Below are 14427 nucleotides of genomic sequence, written 5' to 3'. Positions count from 1 at the left end.
ATAATCATCAACAGCCTTCCGGCTGGAGAAGAGAGGGATGCCCTGCAAAGAGAGGTCAACATAGGCCAAGCCAATGTGAACATAGCACATATAGGGCTTCTTGTGCAGAATATCACGACTATAGGCGAGGTAAACAACATCCAGAGTATAATAGACCAGACAATAGTGCTGATAAACGGACTGCCGGAGGAGGCAAGGGGGCCACTGCTTGAGAAGGTGAACATAGGGCAGATAAACGTGAACATAGCGCACATAGGGCTGCTGGTGCAGAACATCACGACTATAGGTGAGGTAAACAACATCCAGAGCATAATAGACCAGACAATAGTGCTGATAAACGGATTGCCTGAGTATGCAAGAGGGCCATTGCTGGAGAAGGTATATATAGGCCAGATAAATGTGAACATAGCACACATAGGGATGCTCGTGCAGAATATCACGACTATAGGAGAGATAAACAACATCCAGAGCATAATAGACCAGACTATAGTGCTGATAAATGGCTTGCCTGAATCGGACAGAGGGCCGCTGCTTGAGAAGGTGAACATAGGGCAGATAAACGTGAACATAGCGCACATAGGGCTGCTGGTGCAGAACATCACGACTATAGGCGAGATTAACAATATCCAGAGCATAATAGACCAGACTATAGTGCTTATAAATGGACTTCCTGAGGGTGTAAGAGGGCCGCTGCTTGAGAAGGTGAATATAGGGCAGATAAACGTGAATATAGCACATATAGGGCTGCTGGTGCAGAATATTACGACTATAGGCGAGATTAACAATATCCAGAGCATAATAGACCAGACTATAGTGCTGATAAATGGCTTGCCTGAGGGTGTAAGAGGGCCGCTGCTTGAGAAGGTGAATATAGGGCAGATAAACGTAAACATAGCGCACATAGGGCTGCTTGTGCAGAACATCACGACTATAGGCGAGGTCAATAACATTCAGAGCATAATAGACCAGACTATAGTGCTGATAAACGGACTGCATGAGGATGCAAGGGGGCCGCTGCTTGAGAAGGTGAACATAGGGCAGATAAATGTGAATATAGCACACATAGGGCTTCTTGTGCAGAACATCACGACTATAGGCGAGGTCAATAACATCCAGAGCATAATAGACCAGACAATAGTGCTGATAAATGAGTTGCCTGAGGGTGTAAGGGGGCCACTGCTTGAGAAGGTGAGCATAGGGCAGATAAATGTAAACATAGCGCACATAGGGCTTCTTGTGCAGAACATCACGACTATAGGCGAGGTCAATAACATCCAGAGCATAATAGACCAGACTATAGTGCTGATAAACGGACTGCATGAGGATGCAAGGGGGCCGCTGCTTGAGAAGGTGAACATAGGGCAGATAAATGTGAATATAGCACATATAGGGCTGCTGGTGCAGAATATTACGACTATAGGCGAGATTAACAATATCCAGAGCATAATAGACCAGACTATAGTGCTGATAAATGGCTTGCCTGAGGGTGTAAGAGGGCCGCTGCTTGAGAAGGTGAATATAGGGCAGATAAACGTAAACATAGCGCACATAGGGCTGCTTGTGCAGAACATCACGACTATAGGCGAGGTCAATAACATTCAGAGTATAATAGACCAGACAATAGTGCTGATAAATGGCTTGCCTGAATCGGACAGAGGGCCACTGCTTGAGAAGGTGAATATAGGGCAGATAAACGTAAACATAGCGCACATAGGGCTGCTGGTGCAGAATATAACGACTATAGGTGAGATAAACAACATCCAGAGCATAATAGATCAGACTATAGTGCTGATAAATGGACTGCCTGAGGGTGTAAGAGGGCAACTGCTTGAGAAGGTGAATATCGGGCAGATAAACGTAAACATAGCACATATAGGGCTTCTTGTGCAGAACATCACGACTATAGGCGAGGTAAACAACATTCAGAGTATAATAGACAGTACAATAGTGCTGATAAATGCATTGCCTGAATCGGACAGAGGGCCGCTGCTTGAGAAGGTGAATATAGGGCAGATAAACGTAAACATAGCGCATATAGGGCTTCTTGTGCAGAACATCACGACTATAGGTGAGATTAACAATATCCAGAGCATAATAGACCGTACGATAGTGCTTATCAATGGCTTGCCTGAACCGGATAGAGGGCCGTTGCTTGAGAAGGTGAAGATAGGGCAGATAAATGTTAACATAGCACACATAGGGTTGCTGGTGCAGAATATCACGACTATAGGTGAGGTAAACAACATCCAGAGTATAATAGACCAGACTATAGTACTCATCAATGCATTGCCTGAAGGAGAAACAAAAGCTGCTTTGAAGACAAAATTGGAAATTCTTCAAGCTAAAGTTATGGTTGCTTATGCAGGATTTAAGGTTAAGATGCTTGAAGAAATGTCTTTAGATTTAACTACCAAAGAAAAGGTTGAAAACACTCAGGCTTTCTTGAACGAGGTACGGGATTTGGTTGAACAGCTTCTGGAAGGTAACGAAAAGAGTCTGCTTATTAAAAGGATAGATGAGGTACAAAGCAAAATTAATATTGCAATAGTGGAGGAGCCGGTAATCGGAGTAGATATTGAAGGGCCGACAAATTCAGACGTAACAGTAACCATAGATAACTGGGGGAACGCAGCAATAAAGCACTACCGTATTGATAACGGAGAATGGAAGGAGTATTTGAGCCCTATTATTATGCAGCAGAACGGACTGGTGGAAGCACAAAGCATAAGTGCGACGGGATATTTGTCGGGCATTGTTAGTATTAGGATAGATAATATAGATAAAATACCGCCTCCAATCCCTGTTATCACACCGAATACCACAGCGCCTACAAGTGTAAGCGTAACGATCGATATTACAAATTGGGGAGATGCTCAAATTAAGAAATACAGGGTAGATGGCGGAGGATGGAAGGAATACACCTCTCCTGTGGTTATTATGGATAATGGTCTAATAGAGGCGGTAGGAGTCGATGCAGCCGGAAATTCGTCGGGAATAGGTACTCTTAGAATAGATAACATAAATAAAACACCTGCATCTATCAAGATTAATGAGCCTGATGAAAAAATATTCAGAGTTGGTGCGAAGCTTCAATTGGCAGTAACTGCAACGTTCGAGAATGGAAATGTGATTTTTCCATATGAGCAAATAACATGGAAAAGCAGTAACAGCTCTATTGCAAAGGTAGATCAAAATGGAGTTGTAACAGCGCTGAAATCCGGAACAGTGACTATCTATGCTTCGGACAGCAAAAATAATAAGCTTACAAGCAGTATATCCTTAAGAATATCTCAGCTTATATCCTTATATATGGATGTGGACAAGTCCAACTTAAGGTCGGGAGAAACAGCTTCTGCTAAAGTATATGGAATATTCTTGTCGGGAAATTATATTTTTTATGAGGAGTATAATGATGTTATATGGTCAAGCAGTCACCCTGAAATAATTCAAATAGATCAGAATGGATTAATAAAAGTAAGGAATTACAATAAATCATATAGCACATACGTGACTGTTAAAGCTGTAGACCGGCATAATTCAAGTATATACTGCACTAAACAGGTAAGTGTGAGAAAGTAATATGTCAAGTGGGGACATTCCAAGGAATGTCCCCTAATATTAACTTTGTTAATTTTATGTAATAATATGGTAATATTTACGAGTGTTTGTTGCAGCGGTTCAAGCTATATGCTATATTGTTATGGAAGAAGCGATAATTACAAAATATTGGGAATAGTGAGGAGTATTATGAAACGTTTTATTTCTATCCTATCTTCTTTTGTACTCATAGCATTAATGGTTTCAGGCTGTGCAGACAGCGGAAAGCCTGCCGTATCTTCCACCTCCGGGACATTGTCGGGAGATGGCGTCTCAGGCAAGCAAATAGACAAGCTAAATGTATATTTCGTACCTTCCAGAGAACCGGAGGAAATTATTACCGCAACAGAGCCTCTCAAGGGAATGCTCAAGTCGGAGCTTGCCAAGGAGGGCTACGATGTGGGAGAAGTGGTCATTACGGTAGGAACCAACTATGAGGCCGTCGGGGAAGCACTTTCAGCGGGAACGGCCGATATCGGGCTGATTCCGGGAGGGACATATGTCCTTTACGATGACGGTGCCGAGGTTATACTTACAGCAACACGCGCAGGTCTGAGCAAGGATTCGGACAATGCAAAGGACTGGAACGACGGAACTCCCACCGAGGCTTCCGACAAGCAGGCCACATCATATCGTGCGCTGATTATTGCAGGCCCGTCTGAAAAAGGAAAAGCTTTTGCGAAAAAGGTAAACGCGGGAGAAAAGCTTACTTTTGAAGAGCTCTCGGCAGCGAGCTGGAGTGTTATGTCGTCTTCATCTCCGGCAGGCTACATTTATCCATGCCTGTGGCTCCAGAAGAATTTTCAAAAGGGAATTACGGATCTGGCAAATGTGGTACAGTCCGACTCATACGGGAGTGCGTTCGCCCGTCTTGCGTCGGGGCAGGTTGACGTACTTCTGACCTATGCGGATGCCAGACGGGATTACGTTGAAAAATGGAAGTCGGAATACGGAAGAACTGCTTCGGTATGGGACGAAACTGCAGTTATAGGTGTGACGCCTCCCATTTACAATGATACCGTAAGCGTAAGCAAAACCTCCAAAATTATGAACGATGCTTTTAAGAAGGCTGTACAGACGGCATTTATAAACATCGGCAGCACAGAAGAGGGTAAAAAGGTTATTGCAATATACAGCCATCAGGGCTACCAGGCCGCAAAATCCTCTGACTATGACAATGAGCGTGAGGCACAGAAGCTCATACAGCAGCTTACAAAAGCAGGATAATGTAAATAAAATTATGATGTGACGGGGATGGGCTGTTATAAAGCTCATTCCCTGTGCTGTCTATATGGAGAATGTAAATGATAAAATTTGACGGTGTGGGGAAGGTTTATCCCAATGGCTTAAGGGCTTTAGATGACATTTCCCTTGAGATAGATCATGGAGAGTTTGTTGCTGTGATAGGACTTTCGGGCGCGGGAAAGTCCACCATGATCCGGGCTATCAATCGCATGCACGAAATCTCCGAAGGTACGCTTACGGTAAACGGCATTGATGTAAGCACGCTGAAAGGCCGGGAGCTGCGCCGTTTTCGCCGCGGTATAGGGATGATTTTTCAATCCTTCAATCTGGTGACCAGAACAACCGTGCTTAAAAATGTGCTTTCGGCCAAGGTGCCCGATTTATCCTTGTGGAGAGTATTGCTTGGAGCTTTTCCGAGAAAGGATCATATTGCTGCGTTGGAAGCGCTTGACAAGGTTGGAATTCTGGAAAAGGCATATGTGCGCGCGGATCAGCTTTCAGGAGGCCAGCAGCAGCGTGTCGCACTGGCCAGGACTCTTGCTCAGGATCCCCGGATTATACTTGCGGATGAACCTGTTGCTTCTCTCGATCCTGTCACCGCGAGGCAGGTAATGGACGATTTCAGGCGTATTAACCGAGAATTGGGTATTACCGTAATTATTAATATTCATCATGTAGAGCTTGCATTGCAATATGCAGATCGCGTGATAGGAATCCGGGAGGGAAGAATTATATTTGACGGGCGGTCGGACAGGGTAAACGGGGATGTGCTTGAAAACATTTACGGCAGGGATACGGAGGAGGCTCTATGAGAGGATACCGGCTTCATAACGGAAAAACAGTGGTGCCTCCGCGCTCTTATATGCCCCTGATATGTGTGCTGCTGTTCTTTTTCTTATATATATCGGTTAACGTCACGGGCTTTAATGCTGCGGTTATTTGCCGCCGGGCTTACCAGTTTTTTTTCATATTGGGGCAGATGTTCCCTCCCGATATGTCATACCTGCCCGCAATTTGGAAGCCGTTATTCGATACAATTAAAATGTCTCTTCTAGGCTCGGTTATAGGTTCAGTCGCGGCAGTGCCCTTTGCGGTTATGGCTTCAACAAATATAATAAAGCAAAGGCTTATCGTATCGCTGTCCCGTCTTATATTGAGTATATTAAGAACACTTCCAACGCTTGTTACGGCACTGATTGCAACCTATGCCTTCGGACTGGGGACATTGGCGGGAACGGCAGCTATTGCGGTTTTTACCTTTTCATATATAGGCAAGGTGCTTTATGAATTGATTGAAACGGCTGAAATGGGAGCTTTTGAGGCAATGGAGTCAATGGGGGCGGATAGGCCGCGGGCCTTTATTGGAGCCGTTGTTCCGCAGATTTTGCCCGCATATTTCTCAAACTGCCTGTTCTGCTTTGAGGGAAATGTCAGATATGCTTCAATACTGGGCTATGTGGGCGCAGGAGGACTGGGCCTCATTTTGAACGAAAAAATAGGCTGGAGACAGTATCCGGCAGTTGGAATGATTTTGATTATGCTGTTTGCGGCGGTAATTGTTATTGAAGGCATAAGTCATTATATCCGCAGCAAGCTGGCTTAGTACCGATCCAAACATAAAGGAGGAACAAAAATGCAGGCACTAATACAGAAGCAACTGGAAAACGCACCGAAAAGTCCCGGCTACAGGATATTTATGCTTGCGGCGGCCGCGGCGGCTATGGCATGGTCCTGCACGGCGCTGCAAATGGATAGTGTAAAGCAGGACGGACTGCAGATTGCCGCAAATATCGTTTCAGGTATTCTGCAGCCGGATACAGAGCTACTTTTTAATCTTACCACTGCCGGAGTGCCTTATCTGCTTGTTGAAACTGTATGCATCGCATTTTTAGGAACTATAATCGGCGCAATACTTGCGGTTCCGCTTTCCTTTTTATCAGCATCGAATATTGTCCCCCTCCCGGCCGCACTTGCCGGAAGAAGCATTATTATGGCGGTACGTACCGTCCCGGCGTTTGTATACGGTTTAATGTTTATAAGGGTTACGGGTCCCGGTGCGTTTGCCGGACTGCTGACAATGTCTCTGTGTTCCATAGGTATGCTTTCAAAGATGTATATTGATGCGATTCAAGACCTGGACGTACGGATTCTGGAATCTCTGGATGCCTCGGGGTGCAATACGTTCCAAAAAATCCGATATGGCATTATTCCTCAGCTTGTTCCTAATTTTTTGTCTACCGTTATTTACAGGTTTGACATGAATCTGAGGGATGCGGCGGTTCTGGGTCTTGTTGGAGCTGGAGGGATAGGCGCCCCGCTTATTTTTGCAATGAGCTCTTATCGCTGGAATGAGGTTGGATCTATTCTTGCAGGCTTGATTATACTTGTCCTTGTTATTGAATACTTTTCAACAAAAATACGGGTTAAGCTTGCAAGAGGATAAATGGTGCTTAAAAAAAAGCAGGAAAGCTGCCGCTAAACGGCAGCTTTCCTGCTTTTCGGCTAAGTATTTAACAGGCCTACCTGCTTCCTAAATAAGTAAACGTGTCACGTTCATAACCGTCCCATTGCAGGGAAGGATCGAATGCATCGGCTCCGTTTGCATCTCCCGAGGTTACTGTGCTTTTCCTTACAAGGGTGTTGTCGCATGTGGATGTAAGTCCGCTTCCCCATTCGGTTCCGGGATTATAGCCTATTTGCCCTATTATGTCTATGTTTGAGCCGTTGCGTCTTAAAGCTATGACGTCATTTCCGTTGAATGTCATAACAGAGCTTGAGGTTGTAAGGTTTGCCTTTGACAGCAGAGTGCTGGATGCTGATGAATTTACTATTACATATTTGGCGCCTGAGGCAAGTGTCCCAGAAAGGCTGAGTGTGTAAGTTACTGATGACGAGCCGTTATTGTACTGGACAAGTGAGTACTCTGACAGGTTGACGCTGCTTTGCGTGCCGTTGTAGAGTTCAATTGCCTTGTTATTTCCGCTTCCTTCTATGTACTGGGATATGATGAGACCTTCTCCTGTTGACGGAGGTGGCTGTGTTGAATTTGGGCCGTCAGGCGCCCCATAGGAGCCGTATGCGAAGGTGTCGGTGTTCCAGGGGTCATAGCCCGGTGCTGCCCACGGCTCGGCCTGAGGGGTGTTTTTTTCAATATCGGCCATAGGGGTAGGGGTAGCAATGCCCTTTGTATGGTTTATTCCGTCAAAGCCTACGTAGCTTTCGGGAGTCGCCAGCCAGTTGACTATATTGACTGACAGGAGTGAGGCGTTATACGGATCGGTCCATCCGGGATAGGTTGATTTTGAAGATCCGTTGCTTTCTCTTTTGTATTTGGGTGTTGCATCTTCAATAGGAGAAGAATCTCCTATAAATGCTGCTTTGCCGGCGCTGGGCTTTGATATGGCCACATAAGGGCCTTCCGCCCGTCCTCCGAAATAAAGCCCCGAGTCTACCGCGCTGTTCCATTTTGAAGCGGAATCGGACGAACTGAAATATACTATGCCCTTTGCCTTGTTTATGTCTGTTATTGCAAGTGTTGAGCCTGCGGCCATTAATATGGGCCCCACACCGGCAGTTATTCCTTCGGCTTCCTGAGACGGCCTCACATCCGACACTCCGGATTTACAGTTAATGGCGTTAAATCTGAAGCGAAGGCCGAAGTTCTGCGACAGCCATCCTGAATATGCACTTCCGGGATTTCTCATGTCACCATATTCACCGCCCATGTTGTAAGAGGAGCCGGACGACCTGTTGTAGCCGTTGTAAACCTCTGTGGAATCCCATGTGTTCATGTTCCTGTCTGCGTTATAGTGATCGGATATGAAATAAATGCCTTTTCCTGAATCAACGAATTGCTTTAATGCGGCGTACTCCGAAATAGTAAATGGCCTGTTGGCTTCGGCAATAACAAAAACATCGGCATCCTTTATGCCGTCGTATGTTATAACAGCCTCATTTATTGACACATTCTGCGGCTGACGGTCGTCATAATAGCGTATGGCTCCGTCTCCGTTTTTGTCTATTCCCCTGTACTCCCTTACGGTATAGCCTTCCTGTACAAGGTCATCGGCGAAGTCTGAAAATCCTCCGTCAATTACCCAATCCGCGGCTCCTGCTGTTTGACAATGGGAATTATCAAACAAAACCAGCTTGCCGTTGCCTGAACCTCCCGAAGGCGATTTCTGAGGTATGGTATTATTCCAGGTATAGCTTGTACCTGAAGCGGCGTTGGCTGCATAGCTTATTCCTGAGAGCTGCAATATCACTGCTGCAACCGCCAGAAAAATACAGAGGCTTTTTTTACACAATATTTTGTTCATTGTCATTCTCCTTCCTAAAAAATGCTATAAAACATTTGTATTTGTAACATATATTATCAGCAGTATATTATTAGGAATTTAGGAATGAGTTAACATGTAGTTAAATACTGTAATTAAATGAAAAAAATAGAGGCGCAAGGCCTCTTCTTAAGTAGATTACCAGACTTTGATATAATTCTTACCTTTTTTCAAAAGCGTTATCGGCCCTAATGGACTCCTTTGAGCCTTCTTCTCATCCAGAAAATCGGTATCGAGGCTCATATTGCTGCCGTCGGGGCTTTCAAACTCAGCATCGACAATACGTACACGTGCCAATGTGGCTGTTGAATGTATCTCTCCGGAAATATTTTCAAAGCTGTCCGGCAGTTCACAGCAAAGATAAACCTCTTCTCCTTCATCAACAATGCTGAGCTTAGGATTAAAGCCTCTGTCAACCATATTACTGTTTTCTCTTTCAAATGCTTCGGCTCCGTTAAAGTATGCGTTGTTATTAATGTAAACAGGCTGATCGACCTCTGCAAAAGCTTCAACATCACCATGCTTTTTATGGACGCTTTCGATGTATTCCTCCAATGAGGTGGTGTAGTTTTTATAATGAGCGGTTCCAACCTCTTTTAACCCGTCTGCTCCAATATAGATATTGTTGAAGAAACGATCATCTCCGCCGTAAACAAATGCAAAGCCCGCGACCTTTGTGCTGTGCGGGAGGTGATATTGTGTGGAACGGTTTAACACCTTCTGATGATTCATCTTACCGCAGATTAGATTGTTGATATATGCACCGCCTTGTGACATATTATCTATTGCGTATTCTGAAGCCAGAATGTTGTGTTCCACGATATATGGCCCATGGCTTACTTCCACAAACAAATCACGGTTATTATGATAGAACAGGTTTTTGCCGATTCTTGTTCCCTGTGTCTGCCAATCCAGCCATATGCCTAAGGAGCAGTCGTGAATGCGGTTATGATGCATGTGGACGTCGATAGCCGCGTGGAACTTGATCCCCGCGATTTCATAGCCGTAAAATTCACGTTTCAGCGCTATGTTATAAATATGGTTATGATGAATCTCGCTGAATATGCATCCCAGATGCCCCACGATGCCATTTTGTCCGCAATCATAAATAGTATTGTTCCGAACGACATGCGAACCGATCTTTTCCTTGCTCCAGCCATTATGCCGCGCGGAAAAGACAGCTTCCAACTGGTATTGGTATCCCGGCTTGTCCCTGCGGACCGAGCGATAGTTATTTCCTGTGGAGGCTTCCTTACCGAGGCTGATGGCACTGCACTTTGCATCATGAATGATGTTGTCTTCAATAATCCAGCCCTTACTCCAATTCGCACCAAGCAACCCGGGCTGGTCAGCCGTCGGAGGTGTCCATGGCGTTGCTGCCTGTGCCATTTCAAAGCCTTTTACCGTAATATAGTCAATCCCTGTTTCTATGGGATGAAAGCAAGACCTGCGCACATTGATTTCAACATATTCCTGGTTGGGATCAGCACTCTGGAAATTTGCATAGATAGTTGTGCTGTCGGCATCCACTTCCGCAAACCAAACATATTTAGTCTGCTCTTGATTAGGGACGGCAACGATTTTTTGTGTCCAGTGATCCAATACCTCTGTTCTAATGCATGGCTCAATTAGCTGCTCAAAACTGCCGGCCTCATAAAAAGACATACCGTTTAGATAAACATCACCTAAATGCTTCGTCTCGCCGGATGCTACCAGCCAATCACCAAACACCTCCTGCTTATACGGGTTATAGTCTCCGAAAAACGTGTTGAGCAATACTGTTTTCCATATATTGCCTTGAACCTTCTGCCAATTCTGAATTCGCTCAGATCCTTTGATGACTGCTTTTTCACCCTTTGCGGCTTGATAAACAATCCTTCTTTTGTCGCTTAACCCTTTGTGCTTGGGCTTTACCCATTCACGATATACTCCTTCATGGACTGTAACGGTGTCTCCGGCTACAGCAACAGAAGCGGCCTTGTTTATTGTCAGAAACGGATGCTGCTCAGTTCCTTGAGCTTGATCACAGCCAGTTTTTGCTACATGATATTCCATCGGCTTAACCTCCTTCAAATGCTATTTATCTTAATTATAAGAAATGGCGGTTGTTAGTTCTATTCAGAATGTAGTATACTTTAAGACAATATTAGTGTTTTTTATTATATAGGATGCAATAAAGATTTTACAAACATAGAGGATATAATTGCTTACAGAAATTTTTAACTACAACGAAAAGACGCCTTGCGGGGAAATGTCTCACGGGTATGTCATCAGGCGCTTTTCTTAGATGTATTCCTTACGGGTCAAAAAAATTTCTTTCATCAAATTATATCCTCCATGTAAAATCTTTATTGCTAAATATATAGGAGAAGAATTATGATCTTTTTTGAAAAGCATGGGGTGGATCAAAAAGAATTATTTAGATTTTTTCCGTTGAAGAACTATAATTTTCCCCTTCATTTCCACCGGGCATACGAGCTGATTTATATCAACGACGGACATCTGTCGGTATCGGTTGATCAAAAGGAATATCTGCTGCAGAAAAATGATTTGGCCTTTATCTTTACCAATCAGATGCATGAATTCAAGACCGTCGAGTATTCTGATATTACAATTATTCTTTTCTCACCGGAATTAATCGGCGATTTTTATATGAATTTTAAGGGCTTTATTCCAAATGACAATGTACTGCATTTGGAGAGGGAGCTTAACCTTAAAAATGCCTGCTCGATCTATGAGCAGAAAAGCTTTCTATATGCTGTCTGCGCTGATTTGATAAATCAAAAGCAGTTTATTCCCGTTAAGCAGTCCCATAAGATACGGGTACTCTATAAAATCCTGCTTTATATAGAGCAAAATTATTCCGTCAATTGCACGTTAAAAGCTATTGCAAAGTATTTGCAGTACGATTATTCTTATATATCAAAGCTGTTTGTCAAGCTGATGAATATGACCTTCACAGATTATTTAAATAATTATCGGATTTCACAGGCGTGCTACCTGCTGAAAAATTTTCATCAGCCTATTGGCGAAGTAGCAATCAACTGCGGCTATGATAGCCTGAGGACCTTTCACCGTAATTTCAGAAAAATAATGGGCCAGTCGCCGGGGACATTCCTCAAGGAAACGCAAAAGAAAGTATGATATGATAAAAGAGAGGAGCGTCCCCAAAACCATATAAGGAAGGGGCTATTTTCAATTAAATATGGTCGAAGGAAAAGTGTAAAAAATGAAAAGAAAATTATTTTGTGAAATTTCTCCTGTAACTTATAAAATATCCGTTTACAAATGCCTGTTGATCCGGATTATAAAAAATTTATTTATCAAGGGCAAATTTGCAAAGACTTTTTTGGAGGATAAGCTTCCGTATACAATTTATAAACATAAATCCTTAATCAGGCGCAAGCTGGGTAATGTAGATATGCATTTGCAGGAAAATAAAGTCGGTAACTTGTCTTTAGCAGTTCCTAAAATAAATGGAATTTTAATATATCCCGGTAAGATTTTTTCATTTTGGGAGCTTGTTGGCAATTTGACCAGCCGGAAAGGCTATAAGGAAGGACTTGTAATATCAAATGGAAGAGCAGCCAGCGGTGTTGGAGGAGGAATGTGCCAGCTTACAAATTTGATACATTGGATGGTGCTGCATACACCAATGAAAATTATAGAGCATCACCACCACGATGATATTGATTTGTTTCAGGATTTTAATCGGCAAATTCCTTTCGGCACGGGTACGTCTATTGTGTATAACTATCTCGATTACCGGTTTATAAACAACACCCACAGAATATATCAGCTTATTACATATACTACTGACGAATATTTGTGCGGAGAGATGCGCTCTAATTCAATTCAAACTGAAAAATATCATATCTTTGTTGAGGATGAGCATTTTGAAAGAGAAGGCAACGATGTTTTTCGCTGCGGTAAGGTTTACAGAAGCCAGATAGATGTGAGAAGCGGAAGTATTATTGAAAAAGCTCTTTTGAAGAGTAATCATGCCAAGGTAATGTATGATACCAGCAATTTATAGCAGGCATAACCCGTTAGCGCAGGTGGCGGTATAAGGAATCTCCCGGTATTATAAAAAGCACTTGACAGTAATAATTATATTGTATACAATTTAATTGTGTTAAATATAACTTTGTTGAGAGGATAGAATATGAAGCTTTATGATTTAACTGTAAAGGATGCTAAAGGAAATGCTGTAAGTCTGGACGAATATAAGGGTAAAGTGCTGCTGATTGTCAACACAGCGACAGGCTGCGGACTTACGCCTCAGTATGACGGGCTGCAGGACTTATATGATAAATATAAAGACAAGGGGCTTGAAATTCTTGACTTCCCCTGCAACCAGTTTGCCAATCAAGCTCCGGGAACCAATGAGGAGATAGGCAACTTCTGCACTGGACGCTATGGAATTACCTTCAGGCAGTTTGACAAAATTGATGTCAACGGTGAAAACGAAAGCCCTCTTTATTCATGGCTCAAGGCTCAAAAAGGAGGTATAGGAGGGTCTAATATTAAATGGAATTTTACCAAATTTCTTATAAATAGAAAAGGCGAGGTAATAGCCAGATATGCTCCGACCAGATCCCCTATGGCTATCGAAAAAAGCATTGTCAAGCTTTTGGAGGAGTGAAAAGGAGGGTCAGCTGTAAAGCAAAAGGACACCTGCCTGTTAAAAATCACAATTATTGAAAGAGGAAAAGTTATGAATTATGATATGCTCCGGCTTGAGAATCAGCTTTGTTTTCCGCTATATGCATGTACAAGGGAGGTTGTTAAAAAATACAAGCCGCTTTTGGATGAGATTGGCTTGACATATACTCAATATATAGCAATGCTGGTGTTGTGGGAAAAGAAAAGCATAAATGTTAAGAGCTTAGGGCAGTGCCTATACCTTGACTCGGGGACACTTACTCCTCTGTTGAAAAAGCTGGAATCAAGCGGGCTTGTTTCGAGGACAAGATCGGCAGAGGATGAACGGAACCTTATTGTAACCATTACTGGCAAGGGAGAACAATTAAAGGATAAGGCAATAGAAATCCCGCACAAGCTTGCCTCTTGCTTGAGCCTTTCTTCCGAAGAGGCAAAGCTGCTGTATCGCTTGCTATATAAGATGCTGGGAAAAGCATAGGAGCAAGCGGGGAGCAAGTGGGGACGGTTCTTGGCTTGCCCTATTTGCAAACAAAGTTTTGTAAATGGATTGCGGCTGACGGTTTGACAGAAGTGGGATTGCCTC

General features: G+C 43.5%; 11 protein-coding genes. 9 read left to right on the top strand and 2 right to left on the bottom strand.

Translation table 11 applies throughout. The annotated features are described in order from the left end of the window. The 5 genes from DFR58_RS21935 to phnE (DFR58_RS16795) form a co-directional block, all read left to right on the top strand. Positions 1-3579: Ig-like domain-containing protein (locus DFR58_RS21935; RefSeq protein ID WP_207659262.1), on the top strand; the 3579-nt coding region annotated here is incomplete at its 5' end. A 168-nt stretch (positions 3580-3747) separates the two neighbouring features. Then, positions 3748-4824, top strand: coding sequence for a phosphate/phosphite/phosphonate ABC transporter substrate-binding protein (locus tag DFR58_RS16810; RefSeq protein ID WP_114299022.1), 1077 nt, complete (start codon positions 3748-3750; stop codon positions 4822-4824). 77 nt (positions 4825-4901) lie between these two features. Continuing rightward, the gene (gene phnC / locus DFR58_RS16805; protein ID WP_114299021.1) at positions 4902-5654 is read left to right on the top strand and encodes a phosphonate ABC transporter ATP-binding protein; all 753 of its coding nucleotides are present in this window, start codon (positions 4902-4904) and stop codon (positions 5652-5654) included. Beyond that, positions 5651-6445, top strand: coding sequence for a phosphonate ABC transporter, permease protein PhnE (phnE, locus tag DFR58_RS16800; RefSeq protein WP_114299020.1), 795 nt, complete (start codon positions 5651-5653; stop codon positions 6443-6445). Before phnC ends, phnE (DFR58_RS16800) begins: the two co-directional genes overlap by 4 nt. 30 nt (positions 6446-6475) lie before the next feature. After that, complete coding sequence (phnE, locus tag DFR58_RS16795) at positions 6476-7285, top strand: phosphonate ABC transporter, permease protein PhnE (protein ID WP_114299019.1); 810 nt, start codon at positions 6476-6478, stop codon at positions 7283-7285. A gap of 76 nt (positions 7286-7361) precedes the next feature. Here phnE (DFR58_RS16795) and DFR58_RS16790 read toward each other — a convergent pair whose 3' ends face one another. Next, positions 7362-9161, bottom strand: a complete 1800-nt coding sequence (locus tag DFR58_RS16790) for a lamin tail domain-containing protein (protein WP_114299018.1) — start codon at positions 9159-9161, stop codon at positions 7362-7364. 156 nt (positions 9162-9317) lie between these two features. Then, positions 9318-11234 (bottom strand): right-handed parallel beta-helix repeat-containing protein, encoded by a 1917-nt coding sequence (locus DFR58_RS16785; protein ID WP_114299017.1) that lies wholly within the window; start codon positions 11232-11234, stop codon positions 9318-9320. Positions 11235-11555: 321 nt separating this feature from the next. Between DFR58_RS16785 and DFR58_RS16780 the strand changes: the two genes are divergently transcribed. The 4 genes from DFR58_RS16780 to DFR58_RS16765 all read left to right on the top strand — a co-directional run bounded on the left by DFR58_RS16780 (position 11556) and on the right by DFR58_RS16765 (position 14322). Further along, a complete protein-coding gene (locus DFR58_RS16780; protein WP_114299016.1) occupies positions 11556-12323 on the top strand; it encodes a helix-turn-helix transcriptional regulator in 768 nt (255 codons plus the stop codon). Between the two features lie 85 nt (positions 12324-12408). After that, on the top strand, positions 12409-13215 hold the full coding sequence (locus DFR58_RS16775) for a VanW family protein (protein WP_114299015.1): 807 nt from the start codon (positions 12409-12411) through the stop codon (positions 13213-13215). A gap of 129 nt (positions 13216-13344) precedes the next feature. Continuing rightward, positions 13345-13824 (top strand): glutathione peroxidase, encoded by a 480-nt coding sequence (locus tag DFR58_RS16770; protein ID WP_114299014.1) that lies wholly within the window; start codon positions 13345-13347, stop codon positions 13822-13824. A gap of 72 nt (positions 13825-13896) precedes the next feature. Next, a complete protein-coding gene (locus tag DFR58_RS16765) occupies positions 13897-14322 on the top strand; it encodes a MarR family winged helix-turn-helix transcriptional regulator (protein WP_114299013.1) in 426 nt (141 codons plus the stop codon). The last annotated feature ends 105 nt before the right edge of the window (positions 14323-14427 follow it).

The sequence above is a fragment of the Anaerobacterium chartisolvens genome, assembly GCF_003337415.1.
GTDB classification, from domain to species: Bacteria; Bacillota; Clostridia; order Acetivibrionales; family DSM-27016; genus Anaerobacterium; species Anaerobacterium chartisolvens.
The sequence above is the reverse complement of the archived record's forward strand: the minus strand, read 5'-3'. Positions and strand labels throughout refer to the sequence as shown.

Coding starts and splice junctions, on each gene's coding strand:
- DFR58_RS16810 (WP_114299022.1), top strand. CDS start 3,748: ATGAAACGTTTTATTTCTATCCTATCTTCTTTTGTACTCATAGCATTA.
- phnC (WP_114299021.1), top strand. CDS start 4,902: ATGATAAAATTTGACGGTGTGGGGAAGGTTTATCCCAATGGCTTAAGG.
- phnE (WP_114299020.1), top strand. CDS start 5,651: ATGAGAGGATACCGGCTTCATAACGGAAAAACAGTGGTGCCTCCGCGC.
- phnE (WP_114299019.1), top strand. CDS start 6,476: ATGCAGGCACTAATACAGAAGCAACTGGAAAACGCACCGAAAAGTCCC.
- DFR58_RS16790 (WP_114299018.1), bottom strand. CDS start 9,161: ATGAACAAAATATTGTGTAAAAAAAGCCTCTGTATTTTTCTGGCGGTT.
- DFR58_RS16785 (WP_114299017.1), bottom strand. CDS start 11,234: ATGGAATATCATGTAGCAAAAACTGGCTGTGATCAAGCTCAAGGAACT.
- DFR58_RS16780 (WP_114299016.1), top strand. CDS start 11,556: ATGATCTTTTTTGAAAAGCATGGGGTGGATCAAAAAGAATTATTTAGA.
- DFR58_RS16775 (WP_114299015.1), top strand. CDS start 12,409: ATGAAAAGAAAATTATTTTGTGAAATTTCTCCTGTAACTTATAAAATA.
- DFR58_RS16770 (WP_114299014.1), top strand. CDS start 13,345: ATGAAGCTTTATGATTTAACTGTAAAGGATGCTAAAGGAAATGCTGTA.
- DFR58_RS16765 (WP_114299013.1), top strand. CDS start 13,897: ATGAATTATGATATGCTCCGGCTTGAGAATCAGCTTTGTTTTCCGCTA.